The 14552-nt window shown below is 39.2% G+C and carries 13 protein-coding genes; 7 read left to right on the top strand and 6 right to left on the bottom strand.

All coding sequences use genetic code 11. The features are described 5' to 3' along the window. Nucleotides 1-11: 11 nt before the first annotated feature. Nucleotides 12-1379 (bottom strand): MFS transporter, encoded by a 1368-nt coding sequence (locus H5203_RS14035; protein WP_182757931.1) that lies wholly within the window; start codon nt 1377-1379, stop codon nt 12-14. A 164-nt stretch (nt 1380-1543) separates the two neighbouring features. On the opposite strand from H5203_RS14035, the gene uvrA reads away from it, so the two are divergent. From uvrA to H5203_RS14020, 3 genes are all read left to right on the top strand, one after another. After that, complete coding sequence (gene uvrA, locus H5203_RS14030) at nt 1544-4369, top strand: excinuclease ABC subunit UvrA (RefSeq protein ID WP_145238566.1); 2826 nt, start codon at nt 1544-1546, stop codon at nt 4367-4369. Between the two features lie 30 nt (nt 4370-4399). Beyond that, nucleotides 4400-5458 (top strand): hypothetical protein, encoded by a 1059-nt coding sequence (locus tag H5203_RS14025; RefSeq protein WP_182819879.1) that lies wholly within the window; start codon nt 4400-4402, stop codon nt 5456-5458. Between the two features lie 713 nt (nt 5459-6171). Then, nucleotides 6172-6444: a hypothetical protein gene (locus H5203_RS14020; RefSeq protein WP_182759957.1), complete on the top strand. Its 273-nt coding sequence runs from the start codon at nt 6172-6174 to the stop codon at nt 6442-6444. A gap of 249 nt (nt 6445-6693) precedes the next feature. On the opposite strand, the gene H5203_RS14015 is transcribed toward H5203_RS14020, so the two are convergent. Further along, on the bottom strand, nt 6694-8835 hold the full coding sequence (locus H5203_RS14015) for a winged helix-turn-helix domain-containing protein (protein WP_182757928.1): 2142 nt from the start codon (nt 8833-8835) through the stop codon (nt 6694-6696). Between the two features lie 283 nt (nt 8836-9118). Here H5203_RS14015 and H5203_RS14010 point away from each other — a divergent pair, with 283 nt between their 5' ends. Beyond that, on the top strand, nt 9119-9469 hold the full coding sequence (locus H5203_RS14010; protein WP_182819878.1) for a hypothetical protein: 351 nt from the start codon (nt 9119-9121) through the stop codon (nt 9467-9469). Between the two features lie 35 nt (nt 9470-9504). After that, a complete protein-coding gene (locus H5203_RS14005; protein WP_182819877.1) occupies nt 9505-10425 on the top strand; it encodes a TraB/GumN family protein in 921 nt (306 codons plus the stop codon). A 125-nt stretch (nt 10426-10550) separates the two neighbouring features. Here H5203_RS14005 and trpS read toward each other — a convergent pair whose 3' ends face one another. From trpS to rpe, 3 genes are read right to left on the bottom strand one after another with little or no spacing between them, the layout of a single operon-like run. After that, nucleotides 10551-11555 carry a tryptophan--tRNA ligase gene (gene trpS, locus H5203_RS14000; RefSeq protein WP_145238557.1) on the bottom strand — a complete coding sequence of 335 codons (1005 nt, stop codon included), beginning with the start codon at nt 11553-11555 and terminating at the stop codon, nt 10551-10553. Nucleotides 11556-11605: 50 nt separating this feature from the next. After that, on the bottom strand, nt 11606-12271 hold the full coding sequence (locus H5203_RS13995; RefSeq protein ID WP_182819876.1) for an HAD-IA family hydrolase: 666 nt from the start codon (nt 12269-12271) through the stop codon (nt 11606-11608). Continuing rightward, on the bottom strand, nt 12271-12954 hold the full coding sequence (gene rpe, locus H5203_RS13990) for a ribulose-phosphate 3-epimerase (RefSeq protein ID WP_182819875.1): 684 nt from the start codon (nt 12952-12954) through the stop codon (nt 12271-12273). Before rpe ends, H5203_RS13995 begins: the two co-directional genes overlap by 1 nt. Before the next feature lie 284 nt (nt 12955-13238). Here rpe and H5203_RS13985 point away from each other — a divergent pair, with 284 nt between their 5' ends. Both H5203_RS13985 and H5203_RS13980 read left to right on the top strand, forming a co-directional pair. Then, nucleotides 13239-13532 (top strand): hypothetical protein, encoded by a 294-nt coding sequence (locus tag H5203_RS13985; RefSeq protein WP_145238548.1) that lies wholly within the window; start codon nt 13239-13241, stop codon nt 13530-13532. A gap of 4 nt (nt 13533-13536) precedes the next feature. Continuing rightward, a complete protein-coding gene (locus tag H5203_RS13980; RefSeq protein ID WP_145238545.1) occupies nt 13537-13722 on the top strand; it encodes a DUF2970 domain-containing protein in 186 nt (61 codons plus the stop codon). Here H5203_RS13980 and H5203_RS13975 read toward each other — a convergent pair. Continuing rightward, nucleotides 13685-14536 carry a Dam family site-specific DNA-(adenine-N6)-methyltransferase gene (locus tag H5203_RS13975; protein WP_149982636.1) on the bottom strand — a complete coding sequence of 284 codons (852 nt, stop codon included), beginning with the start codon at nt 14534-14536 and terminating at the stop codon, nt 13685-13687. The two genes, H5203_RS13980 and H5203_RS13975, sit on opposite strands and share 38 nt — an antisense overlap. Nucleotides 14537-14552: the final 16 nt, after the last annotated feature.

Genomic DNA, 14552 nt, shown 5'->3' with positions numbered 1-14552 from the left:
TCCTATAAACGTTATATTAAACCAGCCACTTTGCGGGCTTGGTCTAGGTCAAATTCTTTATCATCAATCTTTAAATAACTGCGATTTTCATCACAGACTACTGTTGCTTCAATTACGCCTGGTAAAGCAACTAAACGAGAAGCAAGGGTTTGCGCTTGCTGCTCGTTACTTAATTCTGTCATTAAGCTTATCATTTTACTGCGTGGCGGGACTTGCATATTCCACGCAAGGTTAAGCCATATTACCCCAACAACTGCGGCTGCGGCAAACACTGCTTGCGGCGTTGTTGATTGCGCAACGTAACCGCCTAAAATACCACCTAAAAATGCACCAAAAAATTGTCCTGACGAAAACACTCCCATCGCCGAGCCTTTTTGGCTAGCAGGTGCTAAGCGCGATACTAATGCCGGCATTGTCGCTTCTAAAAAGTTAAAGGCAACAAAATACGCCAGCATACACATCGCCATGCCGATGATTGAGTCAACACCAATTGCCATTGCCAACATACTTAGAGCGAGCACTGCGATAGAGCCAACAAATGCCTGTTTCTCTTTTTCTTTGCGGATCGCAATGATCATCACTGGCGCCATTAATAAAAATGCCAGTAATAAAACGGGAATATATACTTGCCAATGCGCTTGTGCTGCTAAACCTTTGGCAATTAACTGCCCTGGTAAGGCGACAAAAATCGTCGTCAAGGTCAAATGTAATAGCATCACCCCTAAATCTAAACGCGCTAATTGCGGGTGCTTAATGAGTTTTTTAATATCGCTAACGCTTGCTAAGGTATCGCCTTTGGGGGCTTTACTAACCGCTTTGGGGACCAAAAACAACACAATAAAAATACCTGCAACAGCCAAAATAGCAGTTAACCAGAACACTCCAGCAAGACCCCACGCTGCGGCAACCATTGGACCAAGTAACATAGCAATAGCAAAGCTCATGCCTATGCTCATACCAATCACGGCCATCACTTTTGGTCGTTGCTCATCGCGGCTCAAATCAGAAGCAAAAGCTAATAACGAGCTGGCAATTGCGCCCATCCCTTGTAATGCTCGCCCTAAAGTGACCATTTGCATTGAATCAGCCGTGGCAGCAATCACCGAACCGATGGCAAAAACAGTTAAACCGCCAACAATGACTTTTTTACGGCCAATTTTATCCGATAACCACCCCATGGGAATTTGTAACACAGCTTGTGTTAAACCATAGGCGCCAATCGCAAAACCAATCCATATCGGTGAAAATCCTGATAATTCTTGCCCATAAATCGCCAATACTGGCATCAACATAAATAGGCCAAGCATACGAAATGCAAACACACTCGCTAAGGAAACTGCGGCGCGTTTTTCTCGTGAATTGAGTGAAGAAGCTGTCATGATTCGCGTGTTCTTGCTGTCTATTAAAATTTGAGCAGGGATTCTACCACAAGCTTACAGAGAAATAATCGTCCCAATGCGATGATTTTTCATTGATCAAGGATTAATCTTCGCACGTATTATGAGATACTCAGTAAATCAATTTGGTAATGAAACGAGATAGCATGGAAAACATTGAAGTCCGAGGCGCCCGCACGCACAATTTAAAAGACATCAGCCTAACCATTCCCCGTGATAAATTAATTGTTATCACCGGTCTATCTGGTTCGGGTAAATCGTCTTTAGCATTTGATACCTTATATGCAGAAGGGCAGCGTCGGTATGTAGAATCTTTATCGGCCTATGCCAGACAATTTTTATCTTTAATGGAAAAACCTGATGTTGATCATATTGAAGGGTTGTCGCCGGCAATTTCAATTGAACAAAAATCAACGTCACATAATCCCCGCTCCACCGTTGGCACCATTACCGAAATATATGATTACCTGCGCTTAATGTTTGCCCGTGTCGGTGAACCGCGTTGCCCTACTCACGATTTGCCACTCGCTGCACAAACTGTTAGCCAAATGGTCGACACTGTGCTGGCGTTCCCAGAGGGCAGCAAGCTGATGTTGCTAGCCCCTGTTGTGAAAGAGCGCAAAGGTGAGCACGTTAAGTTGTTAGAGCAACTAGCCAGCCAAGGTTATATTCGCGCCCGTATTGACGGGGAAGTATGCGACCTTTCTGATCCACCGACTTTAGAACTACATAAAAAACACACTATTGAAGTCGTGGTCGATCGTTTTAAAGTGAAAGATGGCTTACAACAGCGTTTAGCCGAATCGTTTGAAACCGCGTTAGAGCTGTCAGCAGGTGTAGCAACTATTGCATCGATGGATGACGCAAACGCCGAAGAGCTGCTGCTCTCCGCCAACTTCGCTTGCCCAACATGTGGCTACGCCATGACCGAACTTGAACCTCGGTTATTCTCATTTAATAATCCGGCAGGCGCATGCCAAAGTTGTGATGGTTTAGGGGTTCGTCAGTATTTCGACCCAAATCGAGTGATTCAAAACCCAGAGCTTAGTTTATCTGGCGGCGCCATAAAAGGCTGGGATAAACGCAGTTTTTACTATTTCCAGATGCTACAAGCCGTTGCTGAGCACTATAAATTTGATTTAGAAATGCCATTTCAGGAACTATCTAAAGATGCTAAAAAAATCATTTTAGACGGTTCTGGCGATACAAAAATTGCTTTTAACTACCGCAACGACCGTGGCGATCTGATCACTCGTAACCATGAGTTTGAAGGCGTGTTAAATAACATGAACCGCCGCTATCGTGAAACAGAATCAAATTCCGTGCGCGAAGAGCTGGCTAAATATCAAACCAGCCAAGCTTGCCCAAGTTGTAAAGGGTCGCGCCTTCGCCAAGAAGCGCGCAGTGTATTTATCGGTCAGACTAACTTACCCGCTATTACCAGTATGAGTATTGGTGAAGCGATGAGCTTTTTTGAGCAACTAAGCTTAACGGGCCAAAAAGGCCAGATAGCTGAGAAAATCTTAAAAGAAATTCGCGACCGTTTATCGTTTTTGATCAACGTAGGGCTAAATTATCTCTCTTTAGAACGCAGTGCTGATACTTTATCTGGCGGTGAGGCTCAACGTATTCGCTTAGCCAGCCAAATTGGCGCAGGCTTAGTAGGCGTAATGTATGTACTTGATGAACCATCGATTGGTTTGCATCAACGTGATAATGACCGTTTACTGCAAACGCTAATCCATCTACGCGACTTAGGTAATACCGTGATTGTGGTAGAGCATGACGAAGATGCCATACGTGCCGCCGATCATATTATTGATATTGGTCCTGGAGCTGGTGTGCATGGCGGTTATATCATTGCCCAAGGTACTCGCGATGACATTTTAGCTAGCGAAGAGTCAGTAACAGGGCAATTTTTATCTGGCCGACGCAAAATTGAAGTTCCCAAAGAGCGTCATAAAATCAACGATAAGTGGTTAGAGCTGTTTGGCGCTAGCGGTAATAACTTAAAAAATGTCGATTTAAAAATACCTTTTGGTTTAATGACATGTATTACTGGCGTATCAGGCTCTGGTAAGTCAACACTTATCAACGACACCTTATTTAAACTTGCTCATACCGAACTAAACGGAGCAACCACCGCCGAAGCCGCACCGTACAAAGCAATTAGTGGCCTTGAGCATTTTGATAAAGTTATCGACATTGACCAAAGCCCGATTGGCCGTACCCCACGCTCAAACCCAGCCACATATACCGGTATTTTTACTGGCATTCGTGAACTGTTTGTGGGCACGCAAGAATCTCGCTCTCGTGGTTACAAAGTCGGTCGCTTTAGCTTTAATGTAAAAGGTGGCCGCTGTGAAGCTTGCCAAGGCGATGGCGTGATCAAAGTCGAAATGCACTTTTTACCTGATGTATATGTGCCATGTGATGTCTGTAAAGGGCAACGTTATAACCGTGAAACGTTAGAAGTGCAGTATAAAGGCAAAAACATCCATCAAGTATTAGAAATGACGGTGGAAGACGCACACGACTATTTTGATAAAATACCCGCCATTGCGCGTAAACTAAAAACCTTAATGGATGTGGGCTTGTCTTATATTCGCTTAGGCCAAGCCGCGACAACGCTCTCTGGTGGTGAAGCTCAACGGGTTAAACTCGCCCGCGAGTTATCTAAACGTGACACAGGTAAAACCTTATACATTTTAGATGAACCAACCACAGGCTTGCACTTTGCTGATATTGAACAATTATTAGTAGTACTGCATCGCCTGCGTGACCACGGTAATACGATTGTGGTTATTGAGCATAATCTTGATGTAATAAAAACAGCCGATTGGATCATTGATCTAGGTCCCGAAGGTGGTGCCGGCGGCGGTGAGATCCTCATTGCAGGCACGCCGGATGAAGTAGCCGAATGTGAGCGTTCACATACTGGCCACTATTTAAAACCCCTATTATCAAAATAGGGTTTTCGCTTTATGTACTAAGGTTGGCCGGTGTTAAGATACATAAAAATTGCCAGATGGCGTGCAAACAAACAGCTGAGGCAACAACAGCAAAATTTGCAACCTCATAAACTGCGCTTTTATGAGCAAGGTAGAGCTATTTGGTTTAATCTTAACACCGGGCAAAAGCTCTACTTATTGGCGTTAATCTGCCTAATCATCTTTCAAAGTGGTTGGCTATGCGCCAGTATCACTATCGTAGCGCTTACTATTGAGTTTTGGCCAAAGTTCAATAAGCTCTGGCATTCACTTGCTGGCAAAGCACTTATACTTATTTTCTATGCCAGTATCGCCAACTTTGTACTGGCCAATGCCAGTGGCATTGTAAATAATGTAACTCATGTTTCAGCAACACATTTTAATTACACCCACAATTTTGCCACGCTACTTTATTTACCACCCTGGGCGTTGGGCATCTCTCTATCGACATTACTATTATTACAATTGATATTGCCGTTCTATATTTTTATGCTCTTAATCATCAAACCGTTTGGTTCACAGCGGGTAAAGTTTATTAGCCAAAGCTATTCACCTTTACTTACAGCTTCTATACGGTTTTTTTTATCAACGATTGTAATAATCAATCTAATGTCTTTTGTTGATGACAAAGATACCGGTGCCGTTTTTGATGACATAGTAAGCAACTTCGTCAGCAGCAAGCAGCTCTCAAGTCGAGCACTAACAGAGCAACAAGAAGTTGAAGTTGTAGAAGAGCTCAGCCAAAAAATACATGGGCAACTACCAAGTGAAAATATTACCCAAACACCTCCCACACTGCCAGTAACTCCGACGGAAGAAGATGAAACCACTCAATCCGTACGATTATTCTTTAACACAAAAGGTTACTTTGAACGCAGCAAACGGTTAATTGCTATGTTTGCTTACACCTACGAAGCAGACCAATACTCCCGTTGCAAAAAATCTGACGACAGTAAAGCGATTGAGATTAACGACTACGAAATTGTTGAAATTGCACCAGATAACAGCAAACCTTACGGTTACAGCTTTACGGTAAAAGCCTGCCAATCGCCGGGCATTAAAGCGCCATAGCTGGCTACGGGCTACGGGCTACGGAAAATACTAAAGTCAGTTAATTAAAGTCAAACCTGTTTTTAAATTATGCACGCCATTAATAAAAGGTTGAGTTGCTCATTAGATGTTCACGGCATAACTCAGGGATCGCCATAACGCTTTCGGCTTGCTTCAAAATAGTGAGGCTCTGACTGTCTGTAAAATATGCTTTCCCATAATTTTATCCTTTATTTACAATAAGATAAAATTCTACGTTTGGCTTCTATTATTTTTCGGTGGAATTACACTTGCTTATATACTTACTTAATTATTGGCGAGCAATAATTACTTAAGACTTACTGGTAAAGCGCATCAATAACTTAACGGGTCTTATTCTCGCTCAATACTGCCAGCTTTAACAACAATAGCGGTGTTCAATAAATTGCCAAGGTCCGATTTGATAATTCATATTGGATTCTGGACTTTTAATATTCTTAAACCCTAACACCGTCAAGAGTTTCAATATAACGTTACCTTTAAATCTTATATATGAATATAAGATTTAAAGGTAACGACATGTTTTATAATATTAAAAATACTCAGAATGTTATTTATAAATCCCTTATAAGTAGATAAGCGACTTACAAAAAATTTAGAGCTATTCTTTTCACCGTCAACAGTAAACCAGCCAGTTAAACATATTAGCAGACGTTCACTTGCTGACTCACTTTACAATTAAAAAGGGTTTTATTATGAAAAAATTAATCAAAAAAGCATTACCTGTAATTCTGATCATAGCAACATTCTGTTCATCTTCAGCCATGGCTGCTGGTAACCCTGAACTTATTATGCAACAGTTAAGCAGCGTCCATATTTCTAAAGTCGTGATGCAAAATCCACAGCAAAAAGAGCTTCGGTTTGAAAACTCACTAAACACTAAGCTAAACGTAAAGCTAGAAAAATCAATGCGAGAAATTCAAAAACAGATTGACAATAAATTAACGGATCAATTAGATAAAAAGTAACGCCTTTAGTTATTTGCTGCGCCCGAAATATAACGGCGCAGCCAGAATTCAACACCACGGACAAAAACGCTCACCTGACACTAACCGGTTGTGGGTACTAAATCGATAAGGTTTTCTTGCGTGAATCATAAAAAACATCCTTTATATTATTGAATATAGAGTAATAGTGGTTGATGCTATGATTCTTGCCCGCTCCATTGTTAGTTGTTTTGCAGATAATGTTTTACTTTTTTTGCATAGTTATCTTAACTACTCATTCCAACTAATTTGCATTATTTGCATGTCTTTGTATTTTGAGCCCGTAAATAAAATTTCGTCATCACCGCTTATAAAAAAAGCAATTGGTCGAAAGTCCATATGCATATCTTGTATGGTGTTATCTTGTAAGTTAAGTCGAGCAACTCTTGAAATCGCATCTGAATAATATAAATAGTTACCCCGAATAGCATAGCCAATCGCTTTACTAGCATCTTTAGATAACTCCCAACTTTGCCTATCAGATAGTCGAATTAACTTATTATTGGTAATTACGTAACTACTACCATCGCTATCTGAAATTAGTTTATTGGGTTTAATATCGTCTAATAATGTGGTGTCGCGAGTTAATAAATTAAGTTTGGCAAGTATATTTTTTGAATCACCTTGTTCAATATAAAGGATACCTTCATTATTTTTTGACCATACATAGCTTACTATTTTACGCCCTTTAAACTCTGCTATTGAGTAGAGCTTTTCAGCTATAACATCATAAAATGCAATGCTTTTATTTATTCTCAACAAAATACGTTGCTGATTAGGAGATACACTCAATCCTCCCATTGCAAACGTAGATGAGCCATCGTGGGTAAAATGACTAAGCTGCTTTATCAGTCCATTTTGAGATAGCCATAACTGACTACTACCAGAGCGTTCTGATACAAAAACCTGTGCAGGCCCCTCTTTGTTAACGACTTCAACAATGTTGTAATCATCTTTTTCACTTTTATAGAGTGCTTCATATTTAGGAGTATCACTAAATAAACCGGTAACTTTGGTTAATGAGTAAGTTTGCGTTTTATTTGCAGAATAAAATAGGCTATTAGCTGATTGAACCGCTATGTAATAGGGCGATATTTCAGGCGTAACTTGCACTGTATTTTTAAGAATACTCTTTTCATCAAATAAAACGGTTGTGAGCTGTGATCCTTCAGAAACAATCACGCCTTTATCATTTAAAAGCCAGTCAAAAGCAAAGCTAATGGTATTTTTCTGTGCTTGAAATAAACGCTTAGTCTCACGAGTTTCAAAGTTATAAGTAAATACAGAGAATGGCTGACCTTTTTGATTGAGTATATACGCTAACTTATTACCAGAATGAGATAAACGAGGTATGCTGATGCCATACATTATACCTGGCGGTGGGATGATAATTGACTCCTTTTGCGATTCTAAGTCAAATTGATATAAACCAGACCCATCTTGTTCATTCTTATACTCGGTGTAATAAATATGTTCCCCATTTTCGTCTACTTGTGCATAGCCAGTGTATCTAAGATCGCATTTTTTAATTAACTTTGTTTCCCCAACAATCGGAAATTCACTCAGATCAACTAATACCATTTCACAAAGCTGTTGCTTTAGGTTTGTAGCCTGTAATAACACATAAGGCTGGTTTAACTGCCACGATAAAACGGACACCTGAAAACCAGGATAAGTGAGTTCAACCTCTCTTTGATCGGAAAGACGCTTAACAAATGCATGATTAATATCTGTTTCTGGCTCAATATTGGTATAGGCTAAATATTTCCGATCTGAGGATAGTTCGGGGTGTACTTCACTTCCTAAGTTCCACGTACTTGCTACCTTTTTTATCGTTACCTGTTTAATAGACTCTCCCTCTGGCTTGCTAATAAATACTAAACTGAACCATGCTAAAAAGCACAAGCAAACAATACCGGCTAAAGCAAAAATAAGGGGCTTTTGAGTGCTCTTTTTTTGAATAGCTTGATTGGGCTTTATCGTCGAAATATCATCACCTTTTTCAACAGCAACCGATATGATACTTGCAGGTTGTTGAGTTTTATCAAGTTCAAGCTCTTGTGTTAAACGCTCAGGTATAACCGTTAAACTGTAACCTTTACGATAATGTGTTTTTAAAAGAGGAGCTTTTTCAATCGGATGCGCTAGCTGCTTTCTCAGCTCTGAGATAGCACGGTTAATTGCATTATCATCTACAAATTTTTGCTGCCATACACTCTCTATGAGCTCTTGACGAGATACGATTTGTTGAGGCTTATTTATAAAATGAAGTACTAACTTTACTAATAGAGGATCTAACTCCCTTTCTATACTATTTGAAGTAATCACACAGCGATTACTAATAAATTGCCAAGGTCCGATTTGATAATTCATAGTCTTTAAGTATTTTTTATTTTGCCAAACCCTACCACATGTACATTATGTTTTATAGTAACTGTATTTATAAACCTTATATTAGCAGATAAGGTTTAACATCAAAATATTGATTTTAAAGAATAAAACAAAGTGAAAACCTTATACATTAATTGCTCACAACTAGATAAGCGACTCTATGAAAATTCACCGATATTCTTTAAAACGTCATCAACAAGCCGCTTAGCCAAAATCGTTTTGCATACTAATTTGGCAGCGCTTAAAAAACATAAAAGGTTTGATTATGAATAACGCAATTAAAAAAGTACTACCCGCTCTACTATTAGCAACTGCATTTAATACTGCATTCGTTATCGCTGCTGAAAGTAAAACGCAGGCGATTCAATCAAAATCAGCACAGTGCATGATTGGCGAAACAATAACGAATGCTCAACCACTCAATAAGCAAACAACTTCCTCTGATGCGGTTACAACAAGCAACATAAATACTCAAACCTTACTCTCTACCATAGATGAGAAAATAGCTGCTGATTTTGACTCATCCATAAATAAAATTAACTCACAAATTGATAAGAACCTTTCACGAGTAACGTCATCAATTACAGCCTACATAACTTCTGTTTTGACTAAGTAATAAAAACTTTAAACAGCTTAAATTAAGGAATTGCTATGAACACATTTACCAAAAAAATAGTATCAGCAAGTGTTTTACTTAGTAGTAGCCTAATAGCAACAACAGCACAAGCACAAAGCTCTGTGTGGCAGGTTAACAAAGGCAGTGACTCGTTATTTATTGGTGGTACGGTACATATTTTACCTAAATCAGAAATGCCGCTTCCTGCAGAGTTTAATCACGCTTATAAGCAAGCAGATACTATTGTTTTAGAAGCGCCAATTCCAGACCCATCAGATGCGAACGCACAAATGCAAATGTTAGCAGCGCTATCATATGCTAATAACGAAACGTTAAGCCAAAAGTTAAACCCGCAAGTAAAGCTTTTATTGGAAAATAAACTTACTGAATTTGGCGCTAACCTAACCAAGTTAGATGGTTTTCGCCCTGCTATGGTAAGTATTGTTTTAATGTCGATGGAGTTGCAAAAACAAAACTTAATGGGTGAAGGCGTTGATGCGTACTTTACCAAAAAAGCGACGATAGATAATAAAACAAAGAACTATCTGGAAACTATGGAGTTTCAGTTAGAGCTTTTCAAAACAATGGGACAGAACAACGAAAATAATTTTATTAAAAATAATTTAGCCGAGTTAAATAATTACGGTGTAATGTTTAAAGTGCTGGTATCTGCATGGCGTCAAGGTGATACAGACACACTGAATAAAGTGGCTATTGAAACAATGCAAAAAAATGATCCGCATACTTATCAGCAGTTAATAACAGATAGAAATAATGCTTGGTTAGCTAAAGTAGAAGAGATGTTTAATAACGATAAAAGTGAATTTGTACTTGTTGGAGTTGCACACCTTGCAGGCAAAGATAGCTTACTTACATTACTTGAAAATAAAGGTTACACCGTTTCTTTGGTTAATATTGACGATAGCACTGAAATGACAAGCAAAAGGACTGAGTAATGGATAAAACAGACAAGCAAGCTATGTCATTACTGTTTATATTTGGATCTTTAATATTAATTAGTATTCTATAAAAAATGCCGCTATTTAAGCGGCATTTTTTATTTAAGCGGACAAGCAACCTTTTACGGACGTGGAATAAATCCTAACGCGTTGTAAACAGACTTTAAGGTTATCTCTGCACGGGCGCTGGCTTTTTCAGCACCGGTTTTCATGATGTTGTTGAGCAATGCTTGATCTTCACGGATCTCTTTAAAGCGCGCTTGGATTGGCTCGATCATGCTTACTACTGCGTCAGCGGTGTCTTTTTTCAGATGGCCATACATTTTGTCTTCGTATTCAGGCACTAACTCTTCAATTGAGCGCTTGGTTGCAACAGACATAAGTGTTAGTAAGTTTGATACGCCTGGTTTTTCAGTGCGATCAAAATAAATACGCGCTTGCTCGTCTGAATCGGTTACTGCTTTTTTAAGCTTTTTCTCGATCTTTTTTGGTTCGTCTAACATCATGATAAAACCATTTGGGTTTTCATCTGATTTAGACATTTTTTTCAGTGGATCTTGCAGGCTCATTACTCGCGCACCAAACTCTGGAATGTAAGGTTCTGGGATCGTGAAAACTTCACCATATAAGTTATTAAAGCGCGTTGCGATATCGCGTGTTAGTTCAAGGTGCTGCTTTTGATCATCACCTACTGGTACTTGCGCCGCTTGATAAAGTAAAATATCAGCTGCTTGTAATACCGGATAAGCAAACAAACCAACGTTTACGTTGCTGGTGTTCTTTGCTGACTTATCTTTAAACTGGGTCATACGGTTAAGCTCACCCATTTGCGCATAACAGTTTAGTACCCAACCTAGCTGTGCATGTTCAGGCACTTGCGACTGCACAAATAAAGCAGCTTTATCTGGATCAATACCACATGCAACATACAAAGCTATACCATCTAATACACGGGTTTTTAAAAGCTCTGGATCTTGGCGTAACGTAATCGCGTGCAAATCAGCTAACATAAAGTGACTATCATACTCTTCCTGTAGCTTTACCCACTGGTTAATAGCGCCAACATAGTTGCCTATTGTCATTCCACCGGTTGGCTGCATGCCACTTAACACTACTGGTTTACTCATGATGTTCCTTTATATTACAAAAATAAAAAATGCTAAAATTAAAAAATCGCTTAACGCTGGGTAAGAACAGGTATTATATCTAAGAAATTCTCACAGAGGTACTGTGGATTCAAATCAGCAAGATTTTCACCTTGGTTATAACCATAATTAACGGCAAGTACGTCTATATGTGCCGCTTGCGCCGCTAAGATATCACTTTTTGAGTCACCAATCATAATTGCTTGACTCACTGGTACATTTAATTGCTGACAAGCAAATAAAAGAGGCTCTGGTGAAGGCTTTTTGGCCATGTCATCACCACACACTATCACCTCAAAATGACTTCTTAAAGCGAGCTTATCAAGTAGCTTTTCAGTAAAGCAGCGGGCTTTGTTAGTGATCAACGCTTTTGGTATACCACGTAACGCCGCAAGGCCTGTTTCTACGTGTTGATAAAGCACACTGTATTCACCTACTTGTTGCTCATAATGACCATAAAAAAGCGCAATTGCTTTATCTGCTAATGCTGGATCTAGGTGTTCACTGACTTTCATGTCGCCACTGAGGCCTCGCTTAACCAGCATTTCAATGCCTTTACCAACCCAGCTTTGTACCAACCCCTGACTTACAATTGGAAAAGCTAAATCAGATAAAGTCAGATTCATCGCTATATATAAATCATAAACACTATCAACTAAAGTACCATCAAGATCAAATAAAGCGGCTTCATACTTCATTATTTTACACCCTCTAACTGAGCACGCATTTGTTCAATTACTTGTTGGTAATCTGGCTGATTAAAAATAGCAGAGCCGGCAACAAACATGTCAGCTCCGGCTTGAGCCGCCGCCGCAATATTATCGACTTTAATACCACCATCTACTTCTAAACGAATAGCACGACCTGAATCATCAATTATTTTCCGTGCTTGGCGTAGTTTTTCCAAAGTATGAGGAATAAAACTTTGACCGCCAAAACCTGGATTAACCGACATGAGTAAAATTACATCAAGCTTATCAATCACATGTTCTAAATAGCTTAAACTCGTCGCAGGGTTAAAAACTAAACCAGCTTGGCAACCATGATCTTTGATCAGCTGTAAAGTGCGATCAATATGTTCACTCGCTTCGGGATGAAAAGTAATGATTGAAGCGCCAGCATCAACAAATTGCGGTATTAAACTATCGACCGGTTTAACCATTAAATGCACATCAATAGGCGCCGTAATACCATAATCACGCAGCGCTTTGCACACCATAGGCCCAATTGTTAAGTTTGGCACATAGTGATTATCCATCACATCAAAATGAACTACATCTGCACCAGAAGCTAAAACACGCTCAACATCTTCGCCCAAACGGGCAAAATCAGCAGATAAAATAGACGGGGCGATAAGGTACTTTTGTAGTGTTTCTAACATAAACAATCCTTAGTGATATTAAAAATGCGCAAAATAGCAGGGCCGATAATTGCCATAATGTAACCTAAATCAAGCTATTCCCCAAGAATCCCAGCTAATTAAAGCTTTAACTCTATTTGAAGTTTTGCAACGGTTATATTTTAAACAGCTAAATATAAACATTATTTTTACCTTAACCTTTTAATTTTATTAATTTTTTATATTTGTTAAGGATAAATTAAGTTTGTTATTTGAGCATTTTTTATGTATGCTCTAGTGAGTAACACTATTATGGACTTAGTAAAATGCGTGCTTTTAAAATCGGGATCTTAACTGCGGCTGCTATAACTATCGGTACACTAAGCTATTTTTCAAAAAGTGATAATACACTTATCGCAGCTAACGATTGCGAATGTAGCTCAGGCCATTTAAAAATTAATAATGCAGTGCAATGTATGAAGGTCGAACAAGAATCAAGTTGGATGTCATGGATCACTGGTGATAGTCGCAGTGCACAATTTCATTATTTAGATTTACTTGAATTATTAACCAGCTCAGACGAACCACAAAAAGCACGTTCACTTAGTCCTAGGTTCTAGTAAAGTGCGGCAACTGATCAGCGCTATACAAAGTGTTGTTGCGGCATTTTTTGGTGTGCAATCTGAGCACAAGCGTCACGCTGACTTTAAACAACACTCGCCTACCAGTATTATTATCATAGCTATTATTTTATTTATATTTTTTGTAACCGCTATCTATGGCGTGGTGACTTGGGTGCTAAGTACATAGCCATCAACTCATTGACTTTATTGCGCGAACCACCTTTTGGACTAATCGTCCGCTTAACTTGAATTTCAGCTAACGTTGCTTGGCTATATATTTTACGTGTCCATACAGTGTCATGATTCGAGATCAATACCGGTGTTTTGTTTTCAAATGCCGCTTGCTCAGCTAAATTAGCTAGATTCGCCTGATCATCTAAATTAAAGCCACCCTTAGCATAAGAGGTAAACGACGCCGTTTTACTCAAAGGAACATAAGGTGGATCGCAATAGATCACTGCGTTATCGGGTACTAATTTAAATACATCGTCATAACCTAAACAAGTAAACGTGGCTTGTTGCGCTTTTTCGGCAAAAAAGTACATTTCTTTTTCAGGAAAATACGGACGTTTATACTTACCGAACGGAACATTAAAAATTCCTTTCAGGTTATAGCGGCATAAACCGTTGTAGCCGTGGCGATTCATATATAAAAATAAGATCGCTCGCTCGTAAATGTCATTACTTTGATTAAACTGTACGCGATAATCATAATATGCGTCAGGCTGGTTGTTTAAATCAACAAACAGCTTTTTAGCATCGCTGATGAATTCATCTGGAGAGTTTTTTAATTCGTTATACAAGTTAATGAGATCAGCATTAATATCATTAAGAATATAATCTTTAAAATCTGTGTTTAAAAATACCGAGCCAGCACCAACAAACGGTTCAACTAAGGTATCAGCGTGTTTGCTCGCTTCATTTAAGCGCGCGCTAATATCTTCAACTAAGCTGTATTTTCCGCCAGCCCATTTAAGGAAGGCTCTGGTCTTTTTCTGCATCGGCTCTTTACTTCAA

This window comes from Pseudoalteromonas sp. SG41-1 (assembly GCF_014164575.1).
In the GTDB taxonomy this organism is placed as follows: domain Bacteria; phylum Pseudomonadota; class Gammaproteobacteria; order Enterobacterales; family Alteromonadaceae; genus Pseudoalteromonas; species Pseudoalteromonas rhizosphaerae.
Note: the sequence above shows the minus strand (reverse complement) of the source record. Positions and strands in the feature narration are given on the sequence as shown.